Origin of the sequence: Staphylococcus sp. AntiMn-1 (assembly GCF_001663395.1) — a bacterium.
Lineage (GTDB): Bacteria > Bacillota > Bacilli > Staphylococcales > Staphylococcaceae > Staphylococcus > Staphylococcus equorum.
The window spans coordinates 392,039-406,426 of record NZ_CP012968.1; the positions used below are offsets into that span (position 1 = coordinate 392,039).

The following is a 14,388-nucleotide window of genomic DNA, read 5'->3' on the forward strand; positions in this document are numbered from 1 at the left end:
GTGTACACTCGCTTTTGTCTATCATTTAGTTGTGGCCAATAGTTCTTGTTAGGCTTTCACTATCCCCAACTCGCTTTAATTTCAATATTAATGTATTGTGCGTTTATTAGCAAGTAATTATATGTATTTGTAGCAATTAAAAATTCCATGTATAATTAAGAAGAATGAGTGAAGGGGTGAAGTCCAATAGAACTAAGTAAAAGACAACAGCAAATAGTTGAAATTGTCAAAAACAACGGTCCTATAACTGGCGAGCATATAGCAGAAAGACTTAGTTTGACACGTGCCACATTAAGACCTGACTTAGCCATTTTAACAATGTCCGGTATTTTAGAAGCTAGGCCACGTGTAGGCTATTATTATTCTGGTAAACCAAAGAATAAATTATTAGCTGATCAATTAAAACAATATATAGTAAAAGATTATGCATCACATCCTGTTGTGGTCAAAAATGAAATGTCAGTTTATGATGCAATATGTACAATATTTTTAGAAGATGTCAGTACATTATTCGTAATCAATAGTAATGGAGATTTTATTGGTGTTTGTTCACGTAAGGATTTATTACGAGCATCTATGATTGGTGAGGATATACACACTATGCCTGTGAATATTATTATGACACGCATGCCGAATTTAAGCTTTATTCTTGAAGATGAAAGAGTCGTTTTTGCAGCGAATTTAATGATTGAAAAAGAGATTGATTCGTTACCCATCGTAACAAAAAAAGAAAATGGCAAGTATGAAGTCAAAGGACGTATATCAAAAACTACAATTACAAAAATCTTTGTCTCATTATTAAACGAATAGGTGGTATTTAACTTATGGAAAATATAAAAATTATAGTCGCATCAGACTCGGTAGGAGAAACAGCCGAACTTGTTGCAAGAGCATGTATTTCACAATTTAATCCAAATCAATGCGATAGTGAAATTAATAGATATCCATATATTGAGGCTTTAGAAAACGTAGATGAAGTTATCCAAGTAGCTAAAGATACAGAAGCTATTGTTGTTTACACACTAGTTAAACCGGAAATAAGAAAATATATGGAAGCAAAAATTAAAGAGTATGAAATCAAATCTGTAGATATCATGGGACCATTGATGAATATTCTTTTAGATAAAATTGATGAACAGCCTTATTTCGAACCAGGTTTAGTACATCAATTAGATGAGGCTTACTTCAAAAAAATTGATGCAATTGAATTTGCCGTAAAATACGATGATGGTAAAGATCCTAAAGGCTTATCAAAAGCAGATATCGTATTACTAGGGATTTCTAGAACGTCCAAAACCCCACTTTCACAATATCTTGCACATAAAAGTTATAAAGTGATGAATATACCTATTGTTCCAGAAGTAACCCCACCAGACGACTTATTTAGTGTTGACCCATCAAAATGCATTGCCTTAAAAATAAGTGAGGAAAAGCTAAACCGTATTCGTAAAGAACGTTTGAAACAACTCGGTTTAGGTGACAGTGCAAGATATGCGACTGAACAACGTATTGAAGAAGAATTAAATTACTTCCATGAACTTGTGGATAAGATAGGTTGTCCGGTTATTGATGTTTCTGATAAAGCGATAGAAGAAACTGCAAATGATATTATTAGCATTATTGAGCAAAATAGTTTCAAAAATCAATGAAAAAAGCTATAATATTGTAATTAATGTCTAATAGGTGATTAAGTTGCGAATAGAACAATCCACAATAAATGAAATAAAAGATAAGACTGACATACTCGACTTAGTTAGCGAGTATGTCAAATTAGAAAAAAGGGGACGCAATTACATTGGTTTGTGTCCTTTTCATGATGAAAAAACACCGTCATTTACAGTGTCAGAAGATAAACAAATTTGTCATTGCTTTGGTTGTAAAAAAGGTGGTAATGTTTTTCAGTTTACTCAAGAAATAAAAGATATATCTTTTACAGAAGCAGTAAAAGAATTAGGTGAACGTGTAAATATTGAAGTTGAAACTGACCAAAGTGCTTCAGGGCAAGATGATACACACCAAGTCGCATCTGAAGATTTGCAAATGATTGAAATGCATGAACTTATGCAAGAATATTATCACTATGCACTGAAGAAAACAGTTGAAGGTGAAGCAGCTTTAACTTATTTAAAAGAACGTGGCTTTACAGATGCATTAATTGATGCCAGAAAAATTGGTTATGCACCAAAGAATTCTCATTTTTGCCATGATTTTTTACAAAAGAAAGGGTACGACATTCAATTAGCCTATGAAGCGGGTTTATTGTCAAGAAATGAAGAGAACTTTAGTTACTATGATCGCTTTCGAGATCGAGTTATGTTTCCACTGATGAACGCTCAAGGTAGAACTGTAGGGTATTCCGGTAGAACATATACAAATCAAGAGCCCAAATATCTTAATAGTCCTGAAACGCCCATCTTCCAGAAACGAAGATTGTTATACAATGTTGATAAGGCGCGAAAATCGATAAGAAAAAATGATGAAATTATATTATTAGAAGGATTTATGGATGTCATTAAAGTTGATCAAGCTGGAATCAAACAAGTCGTTGCCAGCATGGGTACACAAATTTCACAAGAACATATTGCCTTCATCAAGAAACTCACATCTAATGTAACTTTAATGTTTGATGGTGACTTTGCAGGTAGTGAAGCAACATTAAAATCAGGTCAAGCATTATTGGAACAAGGATTTAATGTATTTGTGGTCCAACTCCCAAAAGATATGGATCCAGATGAATATATTGGTAAACACGGCGCCAATGCATTTAACTATTATGTAGAACATGAAAAGAAATCATATATTTTATATAAAGTGCATATACATCAAGATGAAATAGACAATAATGATTTATCTTATGAAAGATATTTAAAAGAGATAACGAATGATATATCACTCATGAAGTCATCAATACTTCGTAAAAAGATATTGCAAGAAGTATCGGAATTGTTTAAAGTTAGCTTGGATAGTCTAAATAATGAAGTAGGACACCAACAAGATTATTATCAACCTCAATCCTATCAATTACCAACAGTCCCACAATTTAATAACTTAAACAAAAACGAAAAAGCAGAACGTGCTTTATTAAAACATTTTATGAATGATAAAGACACTTTCTTGAATTATCACAAATTACTTCAAGTAGAAGACTTTACAAATGAGTATTTTAAGCGTATATTTAATGTTTTACACCAGTTTTACTCTGAGCATGATACATTTAATATTAGTGACGTTTTACAGTACATTGATTCCAATGAAATTAAGGAAGCATTTATATCATTAGATAACTATATGATAAATGAAGAACCATTTGAATATGAAATTGATGACTATGTAAATACACTAACATCTAATAGAAATGAAGAAACGATAGAATCGCTTAATCATAAGCTACGGGAGGCTTCGAGGTTAGGTGATTTAGAATTGCAAAAATATTATTTAGAAAAAATTGTAAATCATAATAAAAATAGGATGAATTAATTCAATAATGAATGTATGTGTATATTAATAGGATTAACAGCCTGTATACTAGAATGTTATTTTAATTCAGTTTTATAAATTTTGACTATAAAATATTTTGGTATCAAGTTGATATTATATATTCGGGAGGCCTTTTCATGTCTGGAAATAAAGTTAAAGTTAAAAAGCAAACCATCGACCCATCTCTAACTTTAGAAGATGTAAAAAAACAATTGATTGAAAAAGGTAAAAAGCAAGGACACTTGAGTCATGAAGAAATTGCTGAAAAAATGCAAAACTTCGAAATGGATTCTGATCAAATGGACGAACTTTTTGACCAATTAACAGATAATGATATAAGTTTAGTTAATGAAAAAGATAGTTCAGACAAAGATTCAAAATTAAATCCAAATGATTTAAGTGCACCTCCAGGTGTCAAAATAAATGATCCAGTCCGTATGTATTTAAAAGAAATCGGACGAGTAAATTTATTAAACGCACAAGAAGAAGTTGAATTGGCTAAAAGAATTGAAAAAGGCGATGAAGTTGCTAAATCACGTTTAGCTGAAGCAAATCTACGTCTTGTAGTAAGTATAGCCAAAAGATACGTAGGACGCGGTATGCTGTTTCTTGACCTGATACAAGAAGGTAATATGGGACTTATTAAAGCCGTGGAAAAATTCGATTTCAATAAAGGCTTCAAATTCTCAACATATGCAACATGGTGGATACGTCAAGCTATCACGCGTGCGATTGCTGACCAAGCACGTACGATACGTATTCCGGTTCACATGGTTGAAACAATTAATAAATTAATTCGTGTGCAAAGACAATTATTACAAGATTTAGGCCGTGATCCAGCACCAGAAGAAATTGGTGAAGAAATGGATTTACCACCTGAAAAAGTAAGAGAAATACTGAAAATAGCTCAAGAGCCAGTTTCCTTAGAAACACCTATTGGTGAAGAAGATGACAGTCATTTAGGTGACTTCATAGAAGACCAAGAAGCCCAAAGCCCATCAGATCATGCAGCTTATGAGTTGTTAAAAGAACAGTTAGAAGATGTATTAGATACACTAACTGACCGTGAAGAAAATGTATTACGTTTACGTTTTGGATTAGATGACGGTAGAACTCGTACATTAGAAGAAGTTGGTAAAGTGTTTGGTGTAACTAGAGAACGTATTCGTCAAATCGAAGCTAAGGCACTTAGAAAATTAAGACACCCAAGCAGAAGTAAACGTCTAAAAGACTTTATGGACTAACTTTTTAGCTCTTTTGTACAACGATGTACAAAAGAGCTTTTTACATATACATAGAGGAGAACTTTTTATGATTACATTAAATCAAAGATTAAAAAAAGTAAGTACTTATATACAAGGCGATTGTCTAGCGGACATCGGTTCGGACCATGCATATTTACCAATTTTTGCAATTGAAAACAACTTAACGCAAAAGGCAATTGCTGGTGAAGTGATCAAAGGACCGTTTGAAGCATCAAAGCGCAATGTCATTGATCAACAACTAAATTCAGTTATTGATGTTAGATTCGGTGATGGTTTATCTGTCATACAAAATAGTGATGATATTTCATCGATTACTATTTGTGGTATGGGCGGGCCTTTAATTGCTAAAATACTGGATGAGGGTTCTGAAAAATTAACAAATCAACCAAGACTAATTTTGCAAAGTAACATCCAATCTGGTGCCATACGAAAACAACTTGTGAAAATGAATTACAATATTATAGCTGAGGATATATTAGAAGAAAAAGGTCATATATATGAAATTATTGTTGCAGATTATTTAGAAGATGTTGAACCGTTATCATCACAAGCATTAAAATTTGGTCCTGAATTATTGAAAAATAAAAATAATTTATTTTTCAAAAAATGGGAACGCGAACGCGATGCATTATATAAAATACAACAGAATTTAAATCCACAACATCACGCCGAACGCTTAAATGAAATCAATAATGAAATTAATTTAATTAATGAGGTGATATAAATGAATATCGAACAATTACTTCGCATTATTAATAAGCATGTACCATTGAATACGGCTGAATCATGGGATAATGTAGGCTTACTTATTGGTGATACATCTTCTACAGTTACAGGCGTTTTGACTGCGCTTGACTGTACTGATGATGTAGTTGAGGAAGCAATGACGAATCAATGTAATACAATAGTTTGTCATCACCCGCTTATATTTAAAGGGGTTAAAAACATTACACAACAAGATGGCTATGGTGCTATCATACGTAAGTTAATTCAAAACAACATTAATCTAATTGCCTTGCATACAAATTTAGATGTTTATCCAAAAGGTGTTAATGCGATGCTCGCTAATAAAATCGAATTACACAATCAACATATTTTAAACCCAGAAACAATTCCATATTTTAAAGTCCAAGTATTTATTCCAAAAGTAAATTTAGAGACTTTCAAAAAACGTCTGAGTGAAGCAGAATTAGCACAAGAAGGCGAATATGAATATTGCTTCTTTGAAAGCCCAGGTAACGGACAATTTAAACCTGTAGGTCATGCAAATCCACATATTGGAGAATTAGGTTCTGTAGAACATGTTGAAGAGTATAAATTAGAATTTATGATAGAAGCCAATCAACGCGATCTAACGCAACAATTAATCACGCAACATCATCCATATGAAACACCTGTCTATGATTTTATAAAAATGGAAAAAGAATCAAATTATGGTTTAGGTATGATTGGTGAACTTAAAGCATCTATGTCAGCAAATTCATTTGTGAAGCACGTTAAAAAACAATTGCATATGCCTAGTGTTCGATTTACTGGTGACTTAAACTCACAGGTTAAAACGGTTGCTGTAATTGGTGGCTCCGGTATTGGTTTTGAGTATGCTGCAGCTAAAAAAGGCGCAGATATATTTGTAACTGGAGATATTAAGTATCATGATGCTTTAGACGCTAAAATTGCAGGTATTAATTTATTAGATATTAACCATTATAGCGAATATGTGATGAAAGATGGGTTGCGTCAACTTTTAATTACATGGTTAGACGATGAAGAAATTGATTTCAACATAAATGCATCTCAATTAAATACAGACCCATTTGAATATATATAATACGTGAATAACTCGAATTTACTTATGACAGGTAGGTTCGAGTTATTATTATTTACAACGAATGAATGCGATATGCAATATGATTAAATAATTTAGTTCAAAATTTTAAGCTAATGCTTTATAATAGATAAGATGAAGATTTAAGGAGGCCAAGACATGGCGAATCACCCATTTGAGAAATTTAATTTAGAACCAAGTCTATTAGACGCTGTGAAGGATTTGAATTTTACTCAACCAACTGAAATACAAAGTCGAGTAATTCCAAAAATAATGAAGCAGGTAAATTTAATAGGTCAATCACAGACTGGTACAGGAAAATCACATGCATTTTTATTACCACTAATGAATGCAATCAATACAGAATATAAAGAACCACAAGCAATTATCGTAGCCCCTACAAGAGAGCTAGCACAACAATTATTTGATGTAGCTAGTCACTTAGCCAAATTTAAAAACGAAGTCTCTGTAAAGCTATTTATTGGTGGTACAGATATAGAAAAAGACCGTAATAGAGCGAAAAACCAACCACAACTTGTTATTGGTACGCCAACACGCATAAATGATTTAGCTAAAAATGGGGATTTACATGTTCATTTAGCTTCTTATTTGGTTATTGATGAAGCAGATTTAATGATTGATTTAGGTTTAATCGAAGAAGTAGATTATGTGGCTACAAGATTAGATGAAAATGCGCATATTGCAGTTTTTAGTGCCACTATACCAAAATCATTGCACCCATTTTTAAACAAATACTTAGAAAATCCCGAGTATGTTGAAATCGAAAATACTCAAAAAAATAAAAAGAATATAGAGTTCTATTTAATTCCAACAAAAGGTGAAGCGAAAGTTGAAAAAACCTTAAAACTTATTGATATTTTAAATCCCTATCTATGTATTATTTTCTGTAATAGTCGCGATAGTGCAGACGAATTAGCAAAACAATTAGCTGCGTCTGGTTTGAAATTAGGGATGATTCATGGTGGTTTAACACCAAGAGAACGTAAACAACAAATGAAACGTGTTAGAAACTTAGAATTCCAATTTGTTATAGCGAGTGACTTAGCTTCACGTGGTATAGACATAGATGGTGTGAGTCATGTAATTAACTTTGATGTGCCGAGAGATATTGATTTCTTTACCCATCGTGTTGGACGTACTGGACGCGGCCAATATAAAGGTGTCGCAATTACATTATATAGCCCGGATGAAGAAGAAAATGTTACTTTGATTGAACAACGTGGTTATGAATTTGAAAATGTCGACATCAAAGATGGTGAATTAAAAGCTGTAAAAGCACACAATACCCGTCGAAAACGTAGAAATAAAGATGATCATTTAACAAATGAATTAAAACATAAAGTGAAAAGTAATAAGAAAAAAGTTAAACCTGGTTATAAAAAGAAATTCAAACGTGATTTAGATGATTTAAAATTAAAAGAGCGTAAACAATATAGCAAACAACAAAGTCGACAACAAAGGAAAAATAAAAAAGGATAGGTGACTACTATGTTATTGGGATCTCATGTATCTATGAATGGTAAAAAAATGTTAGAATGTTCAGCAGAAGAAGCATATAAATTAGGCGAATCTACTTTTATGATTTACACAGGTGCGCCTCAAAACACTAGAAGAAAGCCCATCGAAGAATTAAATATTGAAAAAGGTCATGAAATTATGGAACAACATGGCCTTTCAAATATTGTTGTTCATGCGCCATATATTATTAATATTGCTAATACTATAAAACCACATGTTTTTGATTTAGGTGTGGAATTCTTACAAAGTGAAATTGAACGTACACAAGCGTTGGGTGCAAAAGATATTGTGCTTCATCCTGGGTCACACGTGGGTGAAGGCGCTGACGTAGGTATTAAAAAAATTATTGAAGGCCTTAACGAAGTGCTAACTAATGATAATAATGTAAGAATTGCATTAGAAACAATGGCCGGTAAGGGTTCAGAAATCGGAAGAAATTTTGAAGAAATAGCTCGAATTATTGATGGCGTCAATCATAATGAAAGATTATCAGTGTGTTTTGACACTTGCCATACGCACGATGCAGGTTACAATGTTAAAGAAGATTTTGATGGTGTACTAAATGAATTTGATAAAATAGTTGGTGTGGATAGAATTAAAGTTGTACACGTGAATGATAGTAAAAACGATATTGGTGCTCATAAAGATAGACACGAAAACATTGGTTTTGGTTATATCGGATTTGACGCTTTAAATTACATCGTTCATCATGATAGTTTTAAAGACGTTCCTAAGATTTTAGAAACGCCTTTCGTAGGGGAAGATAAGAAAAGTAAAAAGCCACCTTACAAACTTGAGATTGAAATGTTAAAGCAACAACAATTTGATCCTGAATTGCAAAACAAACTTTTAAATCAATAAAATTAATATAAAGCACGAACACTTTTTATCAATAAAAAGTGTTCGTTTTTTTGATAAGTCGTAAAGATTACTATTTACATAATGACATCTACGTTGTATAGTATAAAATGAGGTGAAAACATGTCTACGCCAGTATTCGAATTAAAAAATATTGATTATTATTTTGACAATAAACAAGTACTTGAAAATATAAATATCAAAATTAATCGTGGGGAGTTTCTAGCAATCGTAGGCCCAAATGGGGCAGGTAAATCAACTTTGCTAAAAATTATACTTGGATTATTGCCCATACAAAAAGGACAAATTTATGTTGATGGTAAAGATTACAATGGAAAACAATCTATGCTAAAAATCAGTTATGTTTCCCAGAAAGCGCAAGCTTTTAAAGCTGGGTTTCCAGCAAGCGTTAAAGAGGTCGTAATTAGTGGACTAACTAAACGTAAAAAAATGATTCAATGGTTTAATAAAACCGATGAAGGAAAAGTGAAAAAAGTATTACAAAGATTGAATATTGAACACTTGATAGATAAAAACATAGCTGAGCTCTCAGGAGGACAACAGCAACGTGTATTAATAGCTAGAGCATTAATTAGCGAGCCATCAGTGTTGATATTAGATGAACCTACAAGTGGTATCGATGCCAAGCATGTAAGTGAATTTTATGAAACTCTAGAAACACTTAAACATGAAGGTGTAACAATAATTTTAGTGACACATGATATAGGTGTTGTTGCTGATACAGCTACTGAAGTTGCGTGTTTGAATAAGCATTTACATTTTCATGGTTCTACTGAAGATTTTAAATCACTGGATGAAGTTGAAATATCGAAAATATATGGACACCCTATCCAATTTGTAGATCACCAGCATAGTAGGGAGTGTTGTTCATCATGATAGAAGCATTACTTAATTTTGATTTCATGCGATACTCCTTAATTAGTGGTGTACTTATTGGTCTTATTGCACCATTAATCGGTGCTTTTATTGTTGTACGAAGGTTATCACTTATTGCTGATGCATTAAGTCATGTCACTTTAGGTGGTATTTCATTTGGTATGTTTGTCATTACAATTATACCAGCCTTCACATTTATAAATCCTATGTGGTTTGGTATTCTTTTTGCTATTATAGGAGCACTATTAATTGAAAACCTTAGAACTTCATACAGTAATTATCAAGAAATTGCGATTCCTATCATTATGAGTGCAGGTATAGCACTGAGTGCGATTTTTATATCTCTTGCCGATGGTTTTAATCAAGAGATTGTTGGTTTACTCTTTGGTTCGATTAGTGCAGTAACTGAAAGTGATCTAGTTACTATTATCGTTATTGTGATCATTGTGATTACCTTTATATTATCTTTTTATAAAGAATTATTTATATTGTCATTTGATGAGGAGTACAGTAAAGTCATTGGCATTCCTAAATGGATACAGTTTCTATTTATAATTATTGTGGCTATGGTCATATCAGCTTCAATGCGTGTTGTAGGCATCTTATTGGTAAGTGCATTAATCACATTACCTGTAGCTATCGCAATGCGCATGACGAAAGGTTTTAAACAGTTAATCATCTTAAGTGTTGTTATTGGAGAACTGTCAGTTATCAGTGGATTGGTCTTAGCGTTTTATATGAACATTTCTCCTGGTGGTGTGATTGTAGTATTACTAGTGCTTATTCTCGCAATAACGATGATGTATCAGAAATTTAAAATAAGAGCGGTAAAAGGGGCTGTTAAAAATGAAAACTGAAGAAGCTATTGACATAATCAAAGCAAACGGTCATAAATATACAAACAAAAGACGAGAAATGGTAGATATTTTTGTTGCTGAAGATAAATATATTAATGCAAAACATATTCAACAAAAAATGGATGAAAATTATCCTGGTATTTCTTTTGATACAATATATCGAAACCTACACCTTTTTAAAGATTTAGGAATTGTGGAAGGTACAGAACTTGATGGAGAAATGAAATTTAGAATCGCTTGTACAGATCATCACCATCATCATTTTATTTGCGAATCATGCGGTGATACTAAAGTGATTGATTTTTGCCCAATTGAACAAATTAAAGCTTTTCTACCACAAGTAGATATTCATACACATAAATTAGAGGTTTATGGTGTTTGTGAATTATGCCAAAAAGCTTAAGTTCTTTTAAACTAAGCGCAGAACATATAAAATAAGCCGACGTTCATAAACACGTTTGGCTTATTTTTACGTTTAAAATTAACAGGTTAAGCTGTTTTATATAAATGTAATGGACTACTTATTTAAGTACTAAGTAAACATGCATGAATAAGTTGCATAATAGATAAGTACACAAAAACCTTTCTTTACAACTTGTAAATCACCACAAAATAATTCTTTCTACAAAAAATGAGATAATTAAACATAGGTCATTAGTATGAATTAAATTGAATTTTTAAAATAGTTCGTCAAATATGTTTAAATAGGTCTGATTTGAGATATACTAATAAAGGAACTAAAGATGACAAATATTATTTTATGACTATTAATTGCTTCCACAAGCATATTAATTGTTGTCACTAATATAACTTGTTATGCTTTATTTAAGATTAATTAGGAGGATGATTATTTATGGCTTTTGAATTACCAAACTTACCTTATGGTTTTGATGCATTGGAACCACACATTGATCAACAAACAATGGAGATTCACCATGACAAACACCATAACACTTATGTAACTAAATTAAACGCAGCAGTTGAAGGAACTGATTTAGAATCTAAATCAATCGAAGAAATTGTTGCAAACTTAGACAGTGTACCAGAAAACATTCAAACAGCTGTTCGCAATAATGGTGGAGGACACTTAAACCATTCATTATTCTGGGAATTATTAACTCCAAACTCTGAAGAAAAAGGTACTGTTGTTGATAAAATTAAAGAACAATGGGGTTCTTTAGATGCATTCAAAGAAGAGTTTGCTAACCAAGCTGCAGCACGTTTCGGTTCAGGTTGGGCATGGCTAGTTGTAAACGATGGTAAATTGGAAATCGTTACTACACCTAATCAAGATAACCCATTAACTGAAGGTAAAACACCTATCCTAGGCTTAGATGTTTGGGAACATGCTTATTACCTTAAATACCAAAACAAACGTCCAGACTATATTAGTGCTTTCTGGAACGTTGTAAATTGGGAAAAAGTTGACGAATTATATAGCGCTGCTAAATAATTAAACAGTAGATTATGACGGCCTTTTCGAAGGTCGTCATTTTTTTTAACTAAAATAATAGAAATATTGTCTGATTTCATATATCATTTGTAGTGAGAACTTTTGAATAGAGGTATGTTGTTTTGCTAAAAAGACTAAAAGAAAAATCAAATGATGAAAAGATTAGAAATACAATGAATAAAAGAATTAGTTTTGTTTTTGGTGTTATTGTATTCATTTTCGCAGTAATTGTTTTAAGATTGGGTTATTTACAAATTGCTGAAGGATCTCATTATGAGCAACTTATTAAAAATAGTGAAAATTTAACTGTTAATGAAGCTGTGCCAAGAGGCCGAATTTTAGATAGAAATGGTAAAGTTCTCGTTGATAATGCATCTAAAAAGGCGATTACATATGCAAGAGGCAGAAAAACATCCCAATCAGAAGTTTTAAAAATTGCTAAAGATTTGTCTCGCTTAATTGAAATGGATACAGATAAAATTACAGACAGAGATAAGCAAGATTATTGGATTCAAATTCACCCTAATAAAGCTGAAGATTTGATGAAAGAAGAGCAAGCGTTATTAGAAGATGGCAGTATTTCTCAAGATGACTATGATGAAGCATTATATAAAAAGATTGGTGCTAAACAAACCGATACATTAACTGATGAAGATTTGCAGATACTATCTATTTATAGAGAAATGATGTCTGGATCAGCTTTAGATCCACAAATGATTAAAAACGAAGACGTTAGTGACGAAGAATATGCAGCAGTATCTCAAAAATTATCAGAATTGCCAGGAGTCAATACTACAATGGATTGGGATAGAAAATACCCATATGATGATACCTTGAGAGGTATATTTGGTGACGTTTCTACAAGTGAAGAAGGCATACCAAAAGAATTAACAGAAAAGTATTTATCTAAAGGGTATTCACGTAATGATCGAGTAGGTAAATCTTATTTAGAATATCAATATGATGACATTCTAAAAGGTAAGAAGAAAGAAATGAAATATACTACAGATAAATCTGGAGATGTTATTGACTCGAAAGTTATAAATCCAGGCTCACGTGGTGATGATTTAGTTCTTAGTATTGATATAGAACTCCAGAAAAAAACTGAAGAGTATCTAGAAAAACAAATTGACAAATTGCGCAGTGAAGGTGCTAAAGATATGGATAATGCAATGATTGTAGTCCAAAATCCAAACAATGGCGATATCTTAGCAATGGCAGGTAAACAAATTGATAAGAATGGCGATTTAACAGATTATGATATCGGTACATTTACTTCACAATATGCAGTAGGTTCTTCTATAAAAGGTGGTACACTGTTAGCCGGATACCAAAACGATGCAATTGATGTAGGCGATGAGATGGTCGACCAACCATTAGAATTTGCTGGCGGACTTAAGAAAAGTTCTTATTTTAATAAAGATGGTAAAGTGACTATTGATGATAAAGAAGCATTGATGCATTCTTCTAACGTTTATATGTTTAAAACAGCATTGAAAATCGCTGGATCTGCTTATACACCAAATATGACATTGCCATCAGATATTTCAGAAGCAGGTCAAAAATTACGTAAAGGTTTAAACCAAGTTGGATTAGGCGTTAAAACAGGTATTGATTTACCTAATGAGACAAGTGGACAAATTGAACCATTAACTGATAATCCAGGTAACTTTTTAGATTTAGCAATTGGTCAGTACGACACATATACACCGTTACAATTATCACAATACGTTTCTACCATTGCTAATGATGGCTATAGAGTACAACCGCATATCGGTTTGGAAGTAAGAGATGCTACTAATAAAGACACTCTTGGTCCAGTAAAAGAGAAATTCAAAGGTGATGTACTTAATAAGGTTAATAACACTGAAGAGGAAGTTAACCAAGTGCAAGAAGGATTTGAAATGGCCTTTAATGAAGAAGAAGGAACAGGATATGAAAGCTTTAATGATACTGAAGTGCCTTCTGCAGGTAAAACAGGAACAGCAGAAGTATTCCAAGATGGCGATCCTAAAGTAAATGCAACATATGTTGGCTATGCACCAATTGAAAATCCACAATTAGCATTTTCAATCGTATATACCAACCAACCTGTACCTGAACCTTGGTTAAACGGCGGAGATTTAGGTAAAGATGTTATAAATTATTATTTTAAAGAAAAAGACAAAGATTAAATCATTTTAAGGTACTATTTATTAAAAATACCGACATAGTGGT

13 protein-coding genes are annotated in these 14,388 nt (G+C 32.3%); all 13 read left to right on the top strand.

Annotated elements, in window-relative coordinates; all coding sequences use genetic code 11:
- The first annotated feature begins 186 nt into the window (after positions 1–186).
- The gene (locus tag AOB58_RS02005) at positions 187–810 is read left to right on the top strand and encodes a transcriptional regulator CcpN (RefSeq protein WP_071561808.1); all 624 of its coding nucleotides are present in this window, start codon (positions 187–189) and stop codon (positions 808–810) included.
- A gap of 14 nt (positions 811–824) precedes the next feature.
- On the top strand, positions 825–1,649 hold the full coding sequence (locus AOB58_RS02010) for a pyruvate, water dikinase regulatory protein (protein WP_021339264.1): 825 nt from the start codon (positions 825–827) through the stop codon (positions 1,647–1,649).
- Positions 1,650–1,692: 43 nt separating this feature from the next.
- On the top strand, positions 1,693–3,477 hold the full coding sequence (gene dnaG, locus AOB58_RS02015) for a DNA primase (RefSeq protein WP_064782885.1): 1,785 nt from the start codon (positions 1,693–1,695) through the stop codon (positions 3,475–3,477).
- A gap of 137 nt (positions 3,478–3,614) precedes the next feature.
- Positions 3,615–4,721 carry an RNA polymerase sigma factor RpoD gene (gene rpoD, locus AOB58_RS02020; protein ID WP_002507487.1) on the top strand — a complete coding sequence of 369 codons (1,107 nt, stop codon included), beginning with the start codon at positions 3,615–3,617 and terminating at the stop codon, positions 4,719–4,721.
- Between the two features lie 67 nt (positions 4,722–4,788).
- Complete coding sequence (locus tag AOB58_RS02025; RefSeq protein WP_002507488.1) at positions 4,789–5,466, top strand: tRNA (adenine(22)-N(1))-methyltransferase; 678 nt, start codon at positions 4,789–4,791, stop codon at positions 5,464–5,466.
- Positions 5,467–6,570: a Nif3-like dinuclear metal center hexameric protein gene (locus AOB58_RS02030; protein ID WP_021339263.1), complete on the top strand. Its 1,104-nt coding sequence runs from the start codon at positions 5,467–5,469 to the stop codon at positions 6,568–6,570.
- A gap of 156 nt (positions 6,571–6,726) precedes the next feature.
- Positions 6,727–8,067: a DEAD/DEAH box helicase gene (locus AOB58_RS02035; protein ID WP_021339262.1), complete on the top strand. Its 1,341-nt coding sequence runs from the start codon at positions 6,727–6,729 to the stop codon at positions 8,065–8,067.
- A gap of 9 nt (positions 8,068–8,076) precedes the next feature.
- The gene (locus tag AOB58_RS02040; RefSeq protein WP_064782886.1) at positions 8,077–8,967 is read left to right on the top strand and encodes a deoxyribonuclease IV; all 891 of its coding nucleotides are present in this window, start codon (positions 8,077–8,079) and stop codon (positions 8,965–8,967) included.
- Positions 8,968–9,087: 120 nt separating this feature from the next.
- Entirely contained in the window at positions 9,088–9,861 is a 774-nt protein-coding gene (locus AOB58_RS02045; protein ID WP_021339260.1) for a metal ABC transporter ATP-binding protein, read from the top strand.
- A complete protein-coding gene (locus tag AOB58_RS02050) occupies positions 9,858–10,718 on the top strand; it encodes a metal ABC transporter permease (protein WP_021339259.1) in 861 nt (286 codons plus the stop codon). The genes AOB58_RS02045 and AOB58_RS02050 overlap by 4 nt, the downstream gene beginning before the upstream one ends.
- The gene (locus tag AOB58_RS02055) at positions 10,708–11,121 is read left to right on the top strand and encodes a Fur family transcriptional regulator (protein WP_002507494.1); all 414 of its coding nucleotides are present in this window, start codon (positions 10,708–10,710) and stop codon (positions 11,119–11,121) included. The genes AOB58_RS02050 and AOB58_RS02055 overlap by 11 nt, the downstream gene beginning before the upstream one ends.
- Before the next feature lie 450 nt (positions 11,122–11,571).
- Positions 11,572–12,171: a superoxide dismutase gene (locus tag AOB58_RS02060; RefSeq protein WP_002507495.1), complete on the top strand. Its 600-nt coding sequence runs from the start codon at positions 11,572–11,574 to the stop codon at positions 12,169–12,171.
- 122 nt (positions 12,172–12,293) lie between these two features.
- Positions 12,294–14,345, top strand: a complete 2,052-nt coding sequence (locus AOB58_RS02065; protein WP_064782887.1) for a peptidoglycan D,D-transpeptidase FtsI family protein — start codon at positions 12,294–12,296, stop codon at positions 14,343–14,345.
- The last annotated feature ends 43 nt before the right edge of the window (positions 14,346–14,388 follow it).